Here is a 15193-nt window from a genome sequence, read left to right on the forward strand (position 1 = left end):
GCTAACAGAAAAAAACTTCTACCAACACTCCGGCAGAAGTTTTTATAGAATTTAATTTACGCGAGATCATCAAATGCTATATAGATTGATCTGATGATTTTCCTATTTCGGGTTGGCCGTGACTCCAGAGAATGTTTGGAATTTTAGCACTTATCCTTTTTTTGAATATTTCAAGTTTAATCTATATTAATACGTTTTCCAGCGAAGAGAATACTTTATCGAAGCCTGCTTTAGAACGAGAAAATAATTCAGATGAACTTTGCGCGGAAGCTGGCGCCAGAACTTCTTGGGCGATCACACCGGTATACCCAATCTTTTTCAGGCTTACCAAGAATCCTGTGAGATCAATAGAACCTTCTCCTGGATACAATCGATCGAAATCTAACAATTCCTCTATCGGTAGAAGTTTAGCATCATTAATATGGACATATGCAATTTGATGCGGTTGTAATTTCAGCAGATCCTCGCTCGTTAATCCGTTCGTATGCCAATGGTAGGAATCCAGTAACAACCCAACATTCCTTACTTGCATCGTTTCCATCCAGCTCAACGTATCTTGCATCGTCCAGATCAGTGGATTTGCCCATTGTGTACGTAAGTGATGAGGGCCTACGAACTCTAATGCTAATGTAATTCCATAAGCGCCTAATATTTCCGCGCATAGTCTTAAACGTCTTGTGGCTGCAATCATAAAAGCTGCGACTGGAAGATCTGTCGAAGGTAAAATATATGTACAACATGTCGTACAATTTAATGCTTCAGCGGCCTCAGCCATTTGGGTAAGCGATTTCAACCCTTCTCTAAAGCTTTCCTCTGTTGTGCGCCAATCTACCACTAAACCAAATGATCCTAGCATGATTCCATGGCTTTCTAGCAATTGAACAGCCCCATCCTTACCATACTGCTGCACTAACTCCAATGGATTTGCGTCTATCGACTGAAAGCCGAATTGGCTCGCAAGTCTGATATATTCTTCATTAGAACTGAGTTCACCCAAGCCTGCTGTTGTTAATCCTCTTATCATCGTCGTTCTCCTCCTTTATGACTAATTATCAAAATAGACAATAATTCTAGAAATATTATATTATGTCCAATAATTAATAGCGGTCTACTCGCTAAAGTATGATGAACATTAAGGTGATAAATATATAGGATATACCACATAAGCTGGTCGCGGAATATCCCGGTTGTTAATTTGATCAAACTTGCTGATTTAAATCAATTGCTCAATAAGAGTTTGCCTTGTTACCGCACCACAACTAACAGTACAATAATTCCGAGCCAAAACAGCCAGCTTACTGGGTGACCGAAATTCAATCCCCAGCCGACTCCGAGCTTTTTCTTGACGATTAGGTTTGGATCTTTGCTATTGAAATAAATCATACCTAATAGCCATTTATCATCATCATGGACAGGTCTGACATTGGAGCTATCGGCAGATCTCTCCAAGCGGCTTTCGCTCTGACCAGCCCAGAACGTTAAGGCGAAGGCGTATAGGATGATAAGGGCTATTATGATTAGGATAATAGGGATAGCGAAATTCATGTTAAGCAGAGATATCATGTTTAGTTGCACGACGGAAAACAGGATAACTATTAAGAAGCTTGCTGTAATCATAAAATATGACCAAGTACGGCGGTAAGTTACGTCTTGTCTGATGGAACGATTAGGATCAGTGGGTTGAACCTGCTGCTTCACTCTGCGAATACTCCAATTCTCAAATATAAACAAAAGTGTTACCAACACTTGCATTATCGTAGGCATAAACACAGTACTATAAGATTTAGCTACATAGCCGTCTACGTTCCAACTGCTGTTGTAATGGATCGGAATCTGATCAGGAATCAGATCGTAGTTACGTAGCACAGTTACAATAGTAACACCAATAATTAAAACATGAATGAGGAACCAATTACTAGACAAGCCTATGTTTCTTTTCCGAAATTCAGTGTCCACTGCCATGATCGATGGTTCCAGAGCAATAGGCAGCATAGGTAGTAAACTTTTCATTTTGAAATGATAGCTAATGTTTATGACTAGGGAGATTACGACCATGGCGAGTGAATAAGTGACAATGATCCAACTTTGTTGCATGGAATGTTCGTCACCGTATATTAGACAGATGATACAAACAATGAATAGGATAGTATGCAAGGTAGTACTAATCCAAGCATATGACTTCCGCATCTGGCGCAGAGGCTCACTATGGAATTGTACAGGGCTGACGGTGACCCCAAAATTAATCGTCTCTCTTGATAAATAAGGCATGCTTACCATGAGTACAATGGCAGGTACAAATACAAAGATCATTACTATAACAGGCATTATCGTCATATCATTCGCCCCCTCTTATGCTGTATTTGAAAACTATTTGAAAACTCTATAGCATATCCTATTAACTTAGGATAGTTAATCGACTTGAACATAAATTTAATTATAATCGATTTTAGTGATTATAGGGCTTAAATTAACAATTTATCCAGTTTTTTTGCTATGCAGAGCTACTCATCTGACAACTGAATTATGGCAAGTACATCTGTTTGAAATTCTGTGAGAAGGTAATGGACAGGTTTTCGGATGAAGGGTGGGATAACCAGCAGTATCAAAATTGGGCGAAATGCTCGCCTCGGATCTGAATGGTGCGGATTGCTGCGTCAGAGTATAAATAAGTTCTTCCATGCATGTTTTATTGCATCAATTGGAAGATTATTAAGATTGCTAACTATACTTAAAAACAAAAAAACCCCACCAATATTTATATTAGCAGGAGTTTTATAAATTGATTCACGCGAACATCTCATCAATGACAGGTATGTGTGAATCAATAAACATTGCCAGCAATATACTACCTCTGGCTATTTGATTAAACTAACAAAATAATATGAAGAATAGTGCAAATATTAGGAACGTCTAACCAAATAGACTCCCTTAACAACTTTTCGGCATAATGTCACTTGACCAGTATTCATTAAAACCGTTATCTCAACAGGACTTTAATTTGTAATAATTACATTATTAATGAGTCATTATCCAATTTTCACCCTAACAACACCATAAATGTATTTAATTACAATAAGTCACTCTTTACGTAGACAATATCTATGATCAAAAAAAGCAAACCATTTACAATCAAACTATTCGCATTGCTAATATCCATAGCAGTTAAAGGTATTACATAAGTGATTAAATAACTAAGCACTCTCTCGTTAATTGGCTTCAATCCATTTAAATCTAAAATACCCAACTGCGATAAAAGATACAACAAAAAGAATAACTATCACAATCCAGAAAGATAGCTTTAGTTCATCATTCAAAACACGCTTGAAATATGTAAAAGGGTGCTAATTTAAAATCATAGCTGTTGATACCTAGTAAGTGGGGCATATGACGAAATAAAGAGATGCTTAGAAGGGATTTTAATCTTTTTCTCCACGCCCTAAACGGTCAATATCCATGATCACTACTCCATCATAGAGCTGGTCTTCAACATGCCGAAATAACTTCTGCATTTCCTTACGGGACTCTATCTTTTCACCAGAGGCCACTTCTTCATAGAGTCTATAGGTCCAATTTCGATTCTCGACTAAGGTAACTGATTTGTATCACTTCTATGATTCCACACGTTCCTTTTATTGACGAATTTTTCTTTCAATATTAAACTATAAATAAGAAATTAAATTCCAAAAAATCGTTTTTTTCATTTAGTAAATTTATCCCAACATTACGGCGCAGGAGGAAATGAAAGATGACGACGACACCAAACATCATCGTAATGAACCATCCAACTAGAGAGCAGCTTGAAAATATTTACGATATTTTAGATGAATGCTTTTCCGTAGGCCGAGCCTTTTTCCAAGAAAGATTAGACCTAGACACCACATATGATCCAGATACAACATGGTTTGCGATGGTTGACGATAAGATTGCATCTAATGTACAAATTTTTCCGTTTCATATTAGAGTCGGTCAAGCGATCTTGAAAACGGGTGCAATGGGGAGTGTCGGTACAGATTTAAATTACCGCGGGCTGGGGCTTGCTCACAAAATTCTTCATGCGCAGACCAACTATATGAAAGAAAGCGATTATGATATAAGCTTGCTTTTGGCTAGCAAGCATGCGTTTTATGAAAAGGCTGGCTGGAGACTTATTTCGGAGACTGCTTTCGCAATTGAAAAACCTGCAAGTTTGGAGCAGCAGCAAAACAGTGATGAAATCATTCCTTTTGAAGCCTGTTATCTCGATGATATCCGTTTCATTTATGAACAATTCAATAAGAATCGTACCTACACCGTGATCCGAAGTAGAACGTATTGGAATGATTTATTGACCTGGCCGGAATGGAAGAAAGTTGACTGCTTGCTCCTTCGCAGAAATGGAAAAATCGTCGCTTATGGCATCATTGAAAAGAAAGATACTGAACAAGTATTTATTAATGAATTATTGTATTTGAACGAAGCCGAAAACGGCGTTGAAGCTCTTTTTCATGCCTTATGTCAGCTGCGCCAAAATGCAAAGCAAATATTAGCGATGCTCCCAGAGGACCATAAGCTATATTCCTATTACCAACAGCATCAAGCAAATTCAATTCAAATCAATATGGCGATGTGGAAAATGATCAATCTCAGTTCAACTTTCCATAAGCTTCAGCCTGAATTAGAAGATCGCCTAAACCGTAGCAACATAATTGCAGACCAGGAGCTGCATATTGCACTTCGCAGCAATAAGGACTGTATCTACTTGGATTATAAGCAAAAGCGGCTTTCTGTTTCCGATGCTAGTAATCATACCAATCCCTATACTTCAATAGAAGTAGATGAACGCGAGCTAATGACTTATATCATGTTCGGCTATAATGAAGCAGGCGCAGCAAAGGACAGTACTGAGCATGCTAACATCCTTCAAGCTCTATTTCCGAAACAACAAGCCGTGTTTTATTTGACAGATAAATTTTAAGCCATTTTTTGATTCCTACCATTTAAAAATAAGGGTGTGTCGCAAGTCCAACTGCTCGGACTTATGACACACCCTTATTTTTGCTTAGCGACAAAAACTAATCGTTGTTCATTTTTGATCTTCCTAACAGGACAGCACCGTAGGCTGCATCCTTAATCGGCAAAATCAGCTTTGTTTGCGGGTAGCTCTGTGCGAGCTTTCGCTCCAAGGCTTCTTTCACAAAGCGAGACTTTTGCAGCACACTTCCTGCAATCGCAATCGGACTTTCATATAGCTTAAGCCGTTCAATAACAGGCACAACAAGCTCATATAGATTGGCTGCACATTTCTCCGCTAACGCTATTGCATGTGCATCGCCCTTCTCGCATGCGGTCGTCATAATCGGTGCGAGCTGCGCAATATCTTTTTTCGTCGTATTGTTATCATAAACAAAGCCAATAATCTCTTTCACAGTGCTTAATCCAAGCTGCTCATATACCATCGCTGGGATGACCGTATCGGTTATTCTTCCGTCCTCCACTTGAACTAATACGGATAATAGATCGCGCCCAATGCTATAACCGCTTCCCTCGTCATCAATCAGATGACCAAAGCCTCCTGTGCGATGCTGCTCTCCTTTTTCATTGACCCCAAAGCAAATCGATCCTGTACCGGCAATGAGAATGATGCCTTGCATCGCATTTTGTGCCCCGTATAATGCGGTTTCTTGATCGCCTGTAATCGTTAATGGCCCGATATAACCGTTATTTCTCACATGCTGCTCCAAAAAATTGATAACCAGCGGATTACTTATTCCTGCCGCACCTATACAAATATGAGCAACTTCTTGTAAATTACCGCAGTAGAGCTTCGTTTGACTAAAAATTTCCTCAAAGGAGGCGGCAATAGCATCAGCATCACCACCGTTATAATTAATAGGCCCTACAGAAAAGGTTAATAAAGCGTCTTCCTGGTCATGGGTAATTGTGACAGCTGTTTTCGTGCCGCCCCCATCAATTCCAATGATAAATGCCATACCTATGTCCCCTTGTTGTACTTTTTTCAAAGATAAGAATTTATATGTTTCACGCGATATATTATCCTTATATTTCTCGCATGAACGCTTGCCGTCCTTGAAAGGACGCCGAAGGCGTTTATGCTTCTCTACATCTGTATCGTAATATTGGCGGTGGGTACAACCTCACCATTTAGGATTGGAAGGAGTGATTTAAATGCATCAAGTGTATACTCAAATGCCGCAATTCCGCAGAACTCGCCTTCGATTAAAGGTAAATCATACGGGCGCCCTAATGTAATGGCCGTTACTTTGCAGCCTGCTGCCAACAGCTTCTGCACAAGCGCAAGCTGACCTTTGTTTTCACGCGCATTGAACAAGCCAATTATAATATGCTTGTAGCCTTGTACCTTTGGCAGCGCAGCGTTGATTTGCTCCTCGCTCGGGTCAATGTCGATAATCTCATAAGCTGTATTAAAATATTCCCCCATATATTGCGGGAAGCTAAGAGCTTGATTCAAGCTGCTAGACGCAAGATCGGTACGGTAGGAATAGGAGCCCATAAATAATACTTGCTCGTCACCGATAGGAATGGGCTGGAGCTCACCTTTAACAAGGCAGATCGTTTCCGTACGCATTAGCTCATTTGCACGGCGATGTACATCGCAGCCTACCCTTTCATAATCTAGCTCCTCAATCGTCGCATATTGTGCTTTATAAGCTAAAATTTTTGTAACAGCCGCATCAATTAGCGCTTCATCCAAATCACCGATTGCTACAGCTTCTTCGATCAAATGAACTGCTTCCTTCACTGTCTCAGGAGTATGACTAATGAATACCAAATCAATCCCTGCTTTAACAGCTCCTAACGCTCCTTTTGCCGTGCCATAGTATCGTTTGATCGCGTCCATTTCTAAACAATCCGATACAACTAACCCTTTATATCCTAATTTTCCTTTTAATATCTCTGTAATAATGGTATGAGACATAGTTCCGGGCACACCGGATTTTTCAATTTTCGGAAATAAAATATGTGCACTCATAATCGCTTGAGCGCCTTGCTCAATTGCGGCCTTAAACGGCAGCAGCTCAAGCTGCTCTAATTCCTCAAGTGTTTTTTCAATGGTAGGCAAGCCAATATGTGAATCGACATTTGTATCACCATGACCTGGAAAATGCTTAAGCGAGGACATGACGCCTCCATCGAGCAATCCCTTCATCATTTGAATTCCATACTGGGATACTGTTGCAACAGAATCACCATAGGAACGAACATTTATGACTGGATTCAATGCATTATTGTTAACGTCCATAACTGGAGCTAGATTAAAATTAATACCTAATGCTTTCAATTCTCTGGCAGTCATTCTGCCTGCTGCATACGCATTTTCAGGTCGTCCTGAAGAAGCAATTGCCATGGCTCCAGCAACATTCGTCGCGTCTTTAGGCATACGAGTGACTCGACCGCCTTCTTGGTCGATCGTAATAAAACCCGGGATACCAGTATGTGTCGTGTACCATTGCTGCAGCTCAGTAACAAGCTCGCCTAATTGATATTTATTTTCGATATTATGTGAGAATAAAATAATATTGCCGACTTTATAATGCTCAATAACTTCCTTCAGCTCAGGAGTGATCTCGGTTGAAGGGAAGCCTGTTACGAACATTTGTCCAATCTTTTCACGCAAGCTCATATGTTCTATTGTTCTCATCAATTATTCACCTTCCTCTAGCGATATAAATGATACTGCTGTGTTATTTCTGCAAATTGCTTGCTTTCCGCTGCAAACTGTTCAAGCAGCTGCTTGGCTTGCATATTTTCCGTACGATACATGTTGTCTCCCCCCAGCAAATCGATAAATGGACGAGAGCCCTCCTTCACAGGAGGCAGGAATGAAAATTGCTCGTACAAATCTCTTATCGTAAATAATAAGGTCACCCCAACTTCTAAAGGCCTCAGCACTTGGAGATCTGTAATGTAAATTTGTACCCCGCCGCATAGCTCGCCACAATGTTTAGATGACGTTGGCTTGAAATGAACTGGACGAAAAAGCACACCCGGAATACCTTTTGCATTCATCTCATCTGCCAATTGCTGCGCTTGAATGAACGGAGCACCAATCATTTCAAACGGGAACGTTGTGCCTCTTCCTTCCGAGCAGTTCGTGCCTTCAAATAAACATGTTCCTGTATATAATAACGCTGTTTCATATCGTGGCATTCCAAGTGAAGGATGAACCCAAGTTAATCCTGTATCCGGGAAGGACATGCTCCTTTCCCAGCCTTCCAAACGAACGACATGCAGCGATGCATTCCAATTCATTTGATCATTTGCCATCGTTGCTACCTCACCTGCTGTTAAGCCGTATCGCACGGCTAGCTCGTAATTTCCAACAAATGATTTGAAGCCGGGCTTCAAGACATTCCCTTCTACCGTTACCCCGTTAAGCGGATTAACACGATCAAGAACAACAAATTCTACACCTGCATTTGCACAATCTTCAAGTGCATACAGCATCGTATAAATAAATGTGTAATAGCGTACACCAACATCTTGAATATCGTATACAATGATGTCTACTTCATTCAGCATTTCTTTTGTTAAACGCTTGGAGTCTTTACGGTACAAGCTATAGACTGGAACATTCGTAAAAGGATCCATGTAAGTGTCTACTACTGCCCCTGCATCCAAATCTCCGCGAACGCCATGCTCAGGTGAAAACATCGCAGCAAGATTAAAATTTTCATGTAATATAGTAATCGTTGATGCAAAATCCTTCGTAAGACCTGTCGGCGCTGTAATCAATCCTACGCGCTTACCTTCGAACAAATAACGATAATTCGTTATAGAATCAATCCCATTTAACACCATATGAAGCTGCCTCCTAGCTGTTTTTTTGCATAAATGGATAGAACAAGGGAATGTTTCCTGCTATACATAGAAACACTCCCTCTTAGCTAGTTGAATAGTTACCAAAGACTAGACTGCCTAACCTTCACCGTTTCAGCAGGCACCATAAATGCTTCTGCATATGTCTTTCTTGCTTCACAGCCGCGAACAACTGCTAGTGCTTTATAGTAATCCATGTATTTGAAAGATTTGCTATTCGTCACAAACCAATGCTTGCTTAAAGCATCTATCCATAGATCAAATGCCGCTTGATCGAAATCCACATATACGTAAGGGACATAATCAACCGCATCCTCCCAGTTTTCGGAGTAATATAATCTTGCTGCAAAGTGCGCGGGGAGCGCTCGTTCAAAGGATGATAGACTTGCGAAGAAACGGGCATCATTTACGATATGATGCGTTAGCGCATGGTCCTTATGCATACTGTTTTTCCAGTGTGTAATAATAATGTTAGGCTTCACGCGACGAATTACATCACAAACCTCCATACGAATTTCTTGATTGTCAGGCAACTCTCCGTCACAATAATCATCGAATACAATGGCTTCACCGCCTAGCATATCCGCAAAAACCTGTGCCTCTTTCACTTTTTGCTGACGATAATCCTTCATATCCTGTCCTGCCGGAACCCCTCGTTCACCCGCAGTTAACGCTAGTGTCACAATGCGATCTCCCTTTAAACTATGACTAGCGAGCACACCACCAGAAGCTAGTTCCACATCACCAACATGCGCTCCAATTGCTAATACTGTGAATTTTTCGCTCATCTTTAAAGTTCCCTCCGCAATATAGAAAATTTTTTTTCAATATTAAAGCCCGCTTTTTGATAGATTCGAAGAGCCGGATTATTATTTCCAGTGAATAGAGAGATATATTGACAGCCCACATTTTGAAATGCTTCAACCATTCTGAAAAATAATACACTGCCAAGTCCATGACCCTCATGCTCTGGGTGCACTCCGATACCGCAAAAAAATGCTCTTCCATCAGGCTGCGAAATAATTGGACCTGCAAAGCCCACAACCTCGTTGCCGTACACAGCTACTACAAGTGGTGCGCCAACCTTCACATAAGTAACAATATCCTTCTTCCACTGCGGATTTTGCAGGGCAGCAAGCGTTGCTTCAAGCCCTGTATGTAAATCAGAGACATAGGACGTAATGTAATAGTCCTTGCTATTTGCATTTGTTTCCTTATCTAAAATATCTTCGGGAACTATAAAGCTTCCGAGTTTTAAATACATGCCGCATTGCGTCGCTCGATCTTCGTAGCCTCTAGCCATTAAAGCTTCATATAATGGCTGGTCCTTACTGATGCCCGGGGCATTATTATGCTCATGCTGAGGTGCACTTGGTATACTCCACTTCAGCTTAACAGGGTTGAAAAACAATACATCCGCTTGTCTTTTCCCAAGTTCTTGGAATCTTTTTTCTAAACGCAATAGAAAAGCATCGTAAAGCTCCAGAGAAGCCACATGGGTATCTATAATAACACTCGTAATATAACCGGCCACATCTCCAAGAGGGAGATCGTCACCGCAGCAGCCAGCTGCAAAACCAACAATCCCTTTTTCGTCACAGCCTACCCATATACAGTCAGCGTCAAAATAAGGATGGTCGATGAATGTATCTTGAAACTCTCGCTCTGTAAATGGCTTATAATCATATTTTGTAGCCTCACGATTCCAAAGCTCCACAACTGCAGAGTGATCTTCAATTGAAAAGGTTCTGATTTGCATCATTTAAGCCTCCTGTGAACGTCCAATATAGGGCCAGGAAATTTTGCCCATTACTACTGGCTGTGAAGCTCCAGTTACTAGCGGGATATTGTTTGGTAAGCGCTCCATCGTGTAATACGCTAGCAGAGCAAAAGCAATTGCTTCCTTAGCATCACTATTACCACCGATATCCTCCTGCGTCAGCACCTGCACGTTATGCGGTGCAAATAAGTGCTGTAAATCACGCAAAAGCGTCTTGTTATAGCTTCCACCGCCGCCAATTAACAATTGCTCAGCCTGATGCTGTGGTGCAATATACCGTTCATAGCTATCGACGATGCTCCAGGCAGTTAAAAACGTAGCTGTCGCAACAACATCTTCTGCTTTCCAGTGATTAACATTCATCAATTCAATGATTTGTGCCACGTATTGTTGGCCAAACCGTTCTCTGCCTGTCGATTTTGGTAACGGCATCGTATAATATTTATCCTGCTGCATCCATTTCAATAGCTCATCAATCACTTGACCGCCCGCACCAATTTCGCCATCAACATCTATTGTCATTGGTGCAAATAATTGCGATACAAGGCCATCGATAATCATATTTCCAGGACCCGTATCAAAAGCAAATACCTCATCCGGTGAGGCATTTACAGGCAAAACAGTCACATTGCCTATTCCGCCAATATTTTGCATCAGAAGTGTTTTCTCTGGATTGTTAAACAATAAGTATTCGGTAAATGGTACTAACGGAGCTCCTTGTCCACCCATTGCCAAGTCAGCAACTCGAAAGTCTGATATGCAAGGAATTCCTGTTCGATTCGCTATAACTGCACCATCCCCTATCTGAACGGTACAATGCAGATTATAGCCGCCCATAACCTTCTCTTCCGGAGCATGGTATATCGTTTGACCATGCGATCCTACTGCGAATATTTGCGAAGGCGAAAGGCCACATTTCCCTATAACGGATAATGTGGCTTGGGCGTATAATTCGCCAAGCCACATATTCATTGCGCCAACCTTATCAATCGTAGCGCTAGCGGGATCAAAAAGCTCAAATATGGAGTTTCTAACTTGCACCTCAAAAGGTGTGTTTTCAAAAGCCAGTAATTCAATCTCTACTCCACGCTCTTTTTCGGCTGATGGAAAAAGCTTAACTACTGCTGCATCAATACCATCTACTGATGTACCGGACATCAAGCCAACTAAGTATGTTGCATCAACTTTTGATTGTTTGTCCATTAACCTTTCACCGCTCCAACTGTTACCCCTTCAAGGAAGTATTTTTGTAAACTGAAGAACAAAATAAACATTGGCACTGCTGAAATGGTTGCCCCCGCCATCATCGGTGCAAAGTAAGTTGTATTCGCAAAGCGAAAGTTCTTCAAGCCAACCTGAATGGTTTGCATATCCATTGTATTCGTTACTAGGAAAGGCCAGAAAAAGTCATTCCATGCCGCCATGAACGTTAGGATTGCTAGTACTGCCATAATTGTTTTAGATAAAGGCATAATGATATACCAGAAGATTTTAGGCTGGGAACAACCTTCGATTTTAGCAGATTCAATAATTTCAACTGGAATGGAGGACATGAACTGCTTAACCAAGAAGATGTTGTATACCGTTACTATGCTCGGCATAATCAACGCCGTGTACGTATTTTGTAATTCAAAAATATTTACGATCAAAATATATAGTGGAACCTGTGTGACTTGAACAGGAATCATCATAGATCCCAGCAAAATAGCGAACAAAATGTTTTTTCCTTTAAATTTCATTTTTGCAAAAGCATATCCAGCGAGTGTAGCAAAAAATACGTTAGATACCGTAATACACGCTGCCACTATAAAGGAGTTCAATAACCAGTCCCATGTATGTGGGCTGAAGTTAAAGAAGAATTTATAGGAATCAAATGAAATCTTCGATGGTAAGATAGAATAGCTCATTGCACCAGCTTCTACCGGATCACCGAACGAGGAGATGACCATAAAGTATATCGGGAATATGGTAGCTGCGGCAAATAGGATAAGGAACGTAATGTTTGCGCCATTACGTATGAACAGATACCCTTTGCTTCTTAAGCTGTTGTTGTACAAACCCATAGTATTCTGCTCCTTTTCCTAGTATTCTACATCTTTACCTAAAAATTTGAATTGAAGGAATGATATAAATCCGATAATCGCCGCTAGTACTAATGATTGTGCCGCTGCCTCACCAAACTCAAAATATGTGAACGCATTGTTAAAGATTAACAAACCTACCATTGTTGTTGCATGGTCTGGTCCACCGCCTGTCATAAGATAAGCGTTTTGGAATACTTGGAAGGAACCGATAACACCAGTAACAAGTAGGAATAGCGTTGTTGGCTTAAGGAAAGGGACAACGATAAACCAAAGCTTTTGCAGGAAAGACGCGCCATCAATTTCAGCTGCTTCATAATAGCTGTTATCAATAGCGAGTAATGCGGCTATATAAATAATAATTGCTGTACCATGACTTGATAACCATGACATTAACACAAGTGAGAACATTGCAGTTGCACTGGAACCAAGCCAGTTTTGATTTTCAATACCTAAAAAACTCACGAGCTTATTGGCAATACCTGATTTTAACGGATCGAAGATCCACAGCCACACAACAGAAAGCGCTACACCAGATGCTACGGCTGGCAAGTAATATAGTGCTTTAAAGATCGTTTGTGTTTTTTTCTTGAAAGGAATAATCAAAATTGAAATTAAAAATGATAGAAGAATATTAAATGGAACAGTTAATAGCGTATATACTAACGTGTTTTTCAGCGCTTTCCAGAAAAGTTCATCTGAAAACGAGTTAACGAAGTTATCCATGCCGACAAAAGTGGATCCTAATGGACCATATTTTTGTAAGCTGATAATAAAAGCATTGATGACTGGATATGCGGTAAATAAAGAAAACGCAATAAGTGCTACTGCGATAAACGCGTATCCCCAACCTGAGTCACTTTCGAGTTTCAATTTTTTTCTTTTAGTCAACGATTGATTCATTGGGTCGCACCTCTCTTCTAAAAACAGTACAAGCTCTAGCTAATTTAGAAGGAAAGCTGTACGTTCTAGCTACGCACAGCTTTCACATGTCAGCCTACGACAGACTAGTCAACTACAATACCATCTTTACCGAAAGATTTAATTGCAGCTGCTTTAACTGCATCATACATTTCTTGTGGAGCAATCTCATTTGCAAGTAAGGCTTGTAGTTTAGGAATAATAACTTCTGTTTCAATTTTTAATGCTTCAGCAGCCAGATCAGTAGGAATATCTGTACGAGCCGGAAGCGCTTTTGCCATCATAGCTTTACCTGCAGCAACGTTATCTTCGTTACGAGGGAATTTTTCAAGTACTTCTGCATTACGTGCAGATTCAGTAATTGGTGATAAGAACAGCTCATTACTGTAGTTAGCAGCAATTGAACCAGAAGACAAGAAATTCGTTGCTAGGGCAATATTTTTGATGTGCTCTTCAGATGGAGCTTTTTTACCACGAAGTGCGATATAACCATCAACGATTGAAGTAGGGACATAATCGGCACCGTTGAATGTTGGGACTGGAAGTGAAATATAATCAACTTCAATAGAATCTGCAACAGCTGAACCATCGTTCGCTTTAATCTTCTCATTGTTTAGACGAGCAGAGTTTTCAAATGCAGATAATCCTTTACCTGTGATCATCGTTTGACCCGTTAGGAACATGTTCCACCGTTTACCAGCATCGATAGAGCTTAGCTCTTTAGGCATAGAACCATCGTTGATCATTTCGCGAATAGATGTAAGTAGCCCCAAGAAGTTTTTGCTTGTATACGTATATTTAAGATCTTTATCGAAGTAATCTGGTAAACCTGCAGTTTTAGCAAGAATAGCCAGATAGTCTTTAGATGCTACACCAGATGTTGCGAACACGAAACCATAACGAGTAGTTTCACCTTTATCATTTTTCACTACACCTTTAGAAATTGCATTACGAAACTCTTCATAAGTCCAACCGTTTTGTTGAACGCTTTTCCAATCAATTCCGGCTTCTTCAAGGAATTGTTTGTTACCACCGATAGTGTGGATTTCCATATATGCTGGTAGACCGTATTGAGCGTCACCTAGTTGGAAATATTTCAATGGAACTTCGTCATAATCTGCCTTGGCTTCATCAGAAAGGGCACCGTTAAGGTCGATTAATACATTAAGTGCTGCATATTTCGAAATTCCTGAAGCACCGATAAAAGCAATATCTGGAGGAGAACCTGCATTTACTTGAGTATCAAGTTTTTGCGTCATATCTTCCCAGCTCGCTGGCTCGATTTTCAAAGTCAAGTTAGGATGTAGTGTATTAAATTCTTTTTCCATATCAGCAAAACGTGTTTGATAGTTCGCTGATATCGGAGGTAAAAGTGCTGTAATCGTATCCTTTTTAGGCTCAGAACCACCGTTACTAGTTCCTGTGTTACCGGAATCTGTAGAAGCTGGAGCGTTATTTCCGTTTCCTCCGCAAGCCGATAATAGTGATACCATCATGATTCCTGACAAAAACAGAGTTAATCCACGTGATCTTTTTTTCATCGAAAACAGCCTCCTCAATTATTAATAGCATC

12 protein-coding genes and 1 pseudogene are annotated in these 15193 nt (G+C 40.4%); 1 reads left to right on the top strand and 12 read right to left on the bottom strand.

What is annotated here, in order from left to right; genetic code table 11:
- Window positions 1-181: 181 nt before the first annotated feature.
- From ACN6MV_RS19605 to ACN6MV_RS19615, 3 genes and pseudogenes are all read right to left on the bottom strand, one after another.
- Entirely contained in the window at window positions 182-1024 is an 843-nt protein-coding gene (locus ACN6MV_RS19605) for a sugar phosphate isomerase/epimerase family protein (RefSeq protein ID WP_042129090.1), read from the bottom strand.
- A 221-nt stretch (window positions 1025-1245) separates the two neighbouring features.
- The gene (locus ACN6MV_RS19610) at window positions 1246-2334 is read right to left on the bottom strand and encodes a DUF1648 domain-containing protein (protein ID WP_419884666.1); all 1089 of its coding nucleotides are present in this window, start codon (window positions 2332-2334) and stop codon (window positions 1246-1248) included.
- A 1082-nt stretch (window positions 2335-3416) separates the two neighbouring features.
- Window positions 3417-3569 (bottom strand): annotated as a pseudogene (locus ACN6MV_RS19615) (recombinase family protein); the annotation flags it as partial.
- Window positions 3570-3745: 176 nt separating this feature from the next.
- Here ACN6MV_RS19615 and ACN6MV_RS19620 point away from each other — a divergent pair.
- Window positions 3746-4954, top strand: coding sequence for a GNAT family N-acetyltransferase (locus ACN6MV_RS19620; RefSeq protein ID WP_419884667.1), 1209 nt, complete (start codon window positions 3746-3748; stop codon window positions 4952-4954).
- Window positions 4955-5051: 97 nt separating this feature from the next.
- On the opposite strand, the gene ACN6MV_RS19625 is transcribed toward ACN6MV_RS19620, so the two are convergent.
- The 9 genes from ACN6MV_RS19625 to ACN6MV_RS19665 all read right to left on the bottom strand — a co-directional run bounded on the left by ACN6MV_RS19625 (window position 5052) and on the right by ACN6MV_RS19665 (window position 15161).
- On the bottom strand, window positions 5052-5969 hold the full coding sequence (locus ACN6MV_RS19625; protein ID WP_419884668.1) for an N-acetylglucosamine kinase: 918 nt from the start codon (window positions 5967-5969) through the stop codon (window positions 5052-5054).
- A 128-nt stretch (window positions 5970-6097) separates the two neighbouring features.
- Window positions 6098-7660: a glycoside hydrolase family 3 protein gene (locus tag ACN6MV_RS19630; RefSeq protein WP_419884669.1), complete on the bottom strand. Its 1563-nt coding sequence runs from the start codon at window positions 7658-7660 to the stop codon at window positions 6098-6100.
- 17 nt (window positions 7661-7677) lie between these two features.
- The gene (locus ACN6MV_RS19635) at window positions 7678-8820 is read right to left on the bottom strand and encodes an exo-beta-N-acetylmuramidase NamZ domain-containing protein (protein ID WP_076141025.1); all 1143 of its coding nucleotides are present in this window, start codon (window positions 8818-8820) and stop codon (window positions 7678-7680) included.
- Between the two features lie 98 nt (window positions 8821-8918).
- A complete protein-coding gene (locus ACN6MV_RS19640) occupies window positions 8919-9626 on the bottom strand; it encodes a PIG-L deacetylase family protein (RefSeq protein ID WP_042129099.1) in 708 nt (235 codons plus the stop codon).
- Window positions 9627-9628: 2 nt separating this feature from the next.
- Window positions 9629-10600 carry a GNAT family N-acetyltransferase gene (locus ACN6MV_RS19645; protein WP_249923636.1) on the bottom strand — a complete coding sequence of 324 codons (972 nt, stop codon included), beginning with the start codon at window positions 10598-10600 and terminating at the stop codon, window positions 9629-9631.
- A complete protein-coding gene (locus ACN6MV_RS19650; protein ID WP_419884670.1) occupies window positions 10601-11821 on the bottom strand; it encodes an anhydro-N-acetylmuramic acid kinase in 1221 nt (406 codons plus the stop codon).
- A complete protein-coding gene (locus tag ACN6MV_RS19655; protein WP_042129105.1) occupies window positions 11821-12681 on the bottom strand; it encodes a carbohydrate ABC transporter permease in 861 nt (286 codons plus the stop codon). The genes ACN6MV_RS19650 and ACN6MV_RS19655 overlap by 1 nt, the downstream gene beginning before the upstream one ends.
- 18 nt (window positions 12682-12699) lie before the next feature.
- The gene (locus ACN6MV_RS19660; RefSeq protein ID WP_419884671.1) at window positions 12700-13602 is read right to left on the bottom strand and encodes a carbohydrate ABC transporter permease; all 903 of its coding nucleotides are present in this window, start codon (window positions 13600-13602) and stop codon (window positions 12700-12702) included.
- Window positions 13603-13706: 104 nt separating this feature from the next.
- The gene (locus ACN6MV_RS19665) at window positions 13707-15161 is read right to left on the bottom strand and encodes an ABC transporter substrate-binding protein (protein ID WP_042129109.1); all 1455 of its coding nucleotides are present in this window, start codon (window positions 15159-15161) and stop codon (window positions 13707-13709) included.
- Between the last annotated feature and the right edge of the window lie 32 nt (window positions 15162-15193).

The sequence above is a fragment of the Paenibacillus sp. B-A-8 genome (assembly GCF_048572915.1).
GTDB lineage: Bacteria > Bacillota > Bacilli > Paenibacillales > Paenibacillaceae > Paenibacillus_AQ.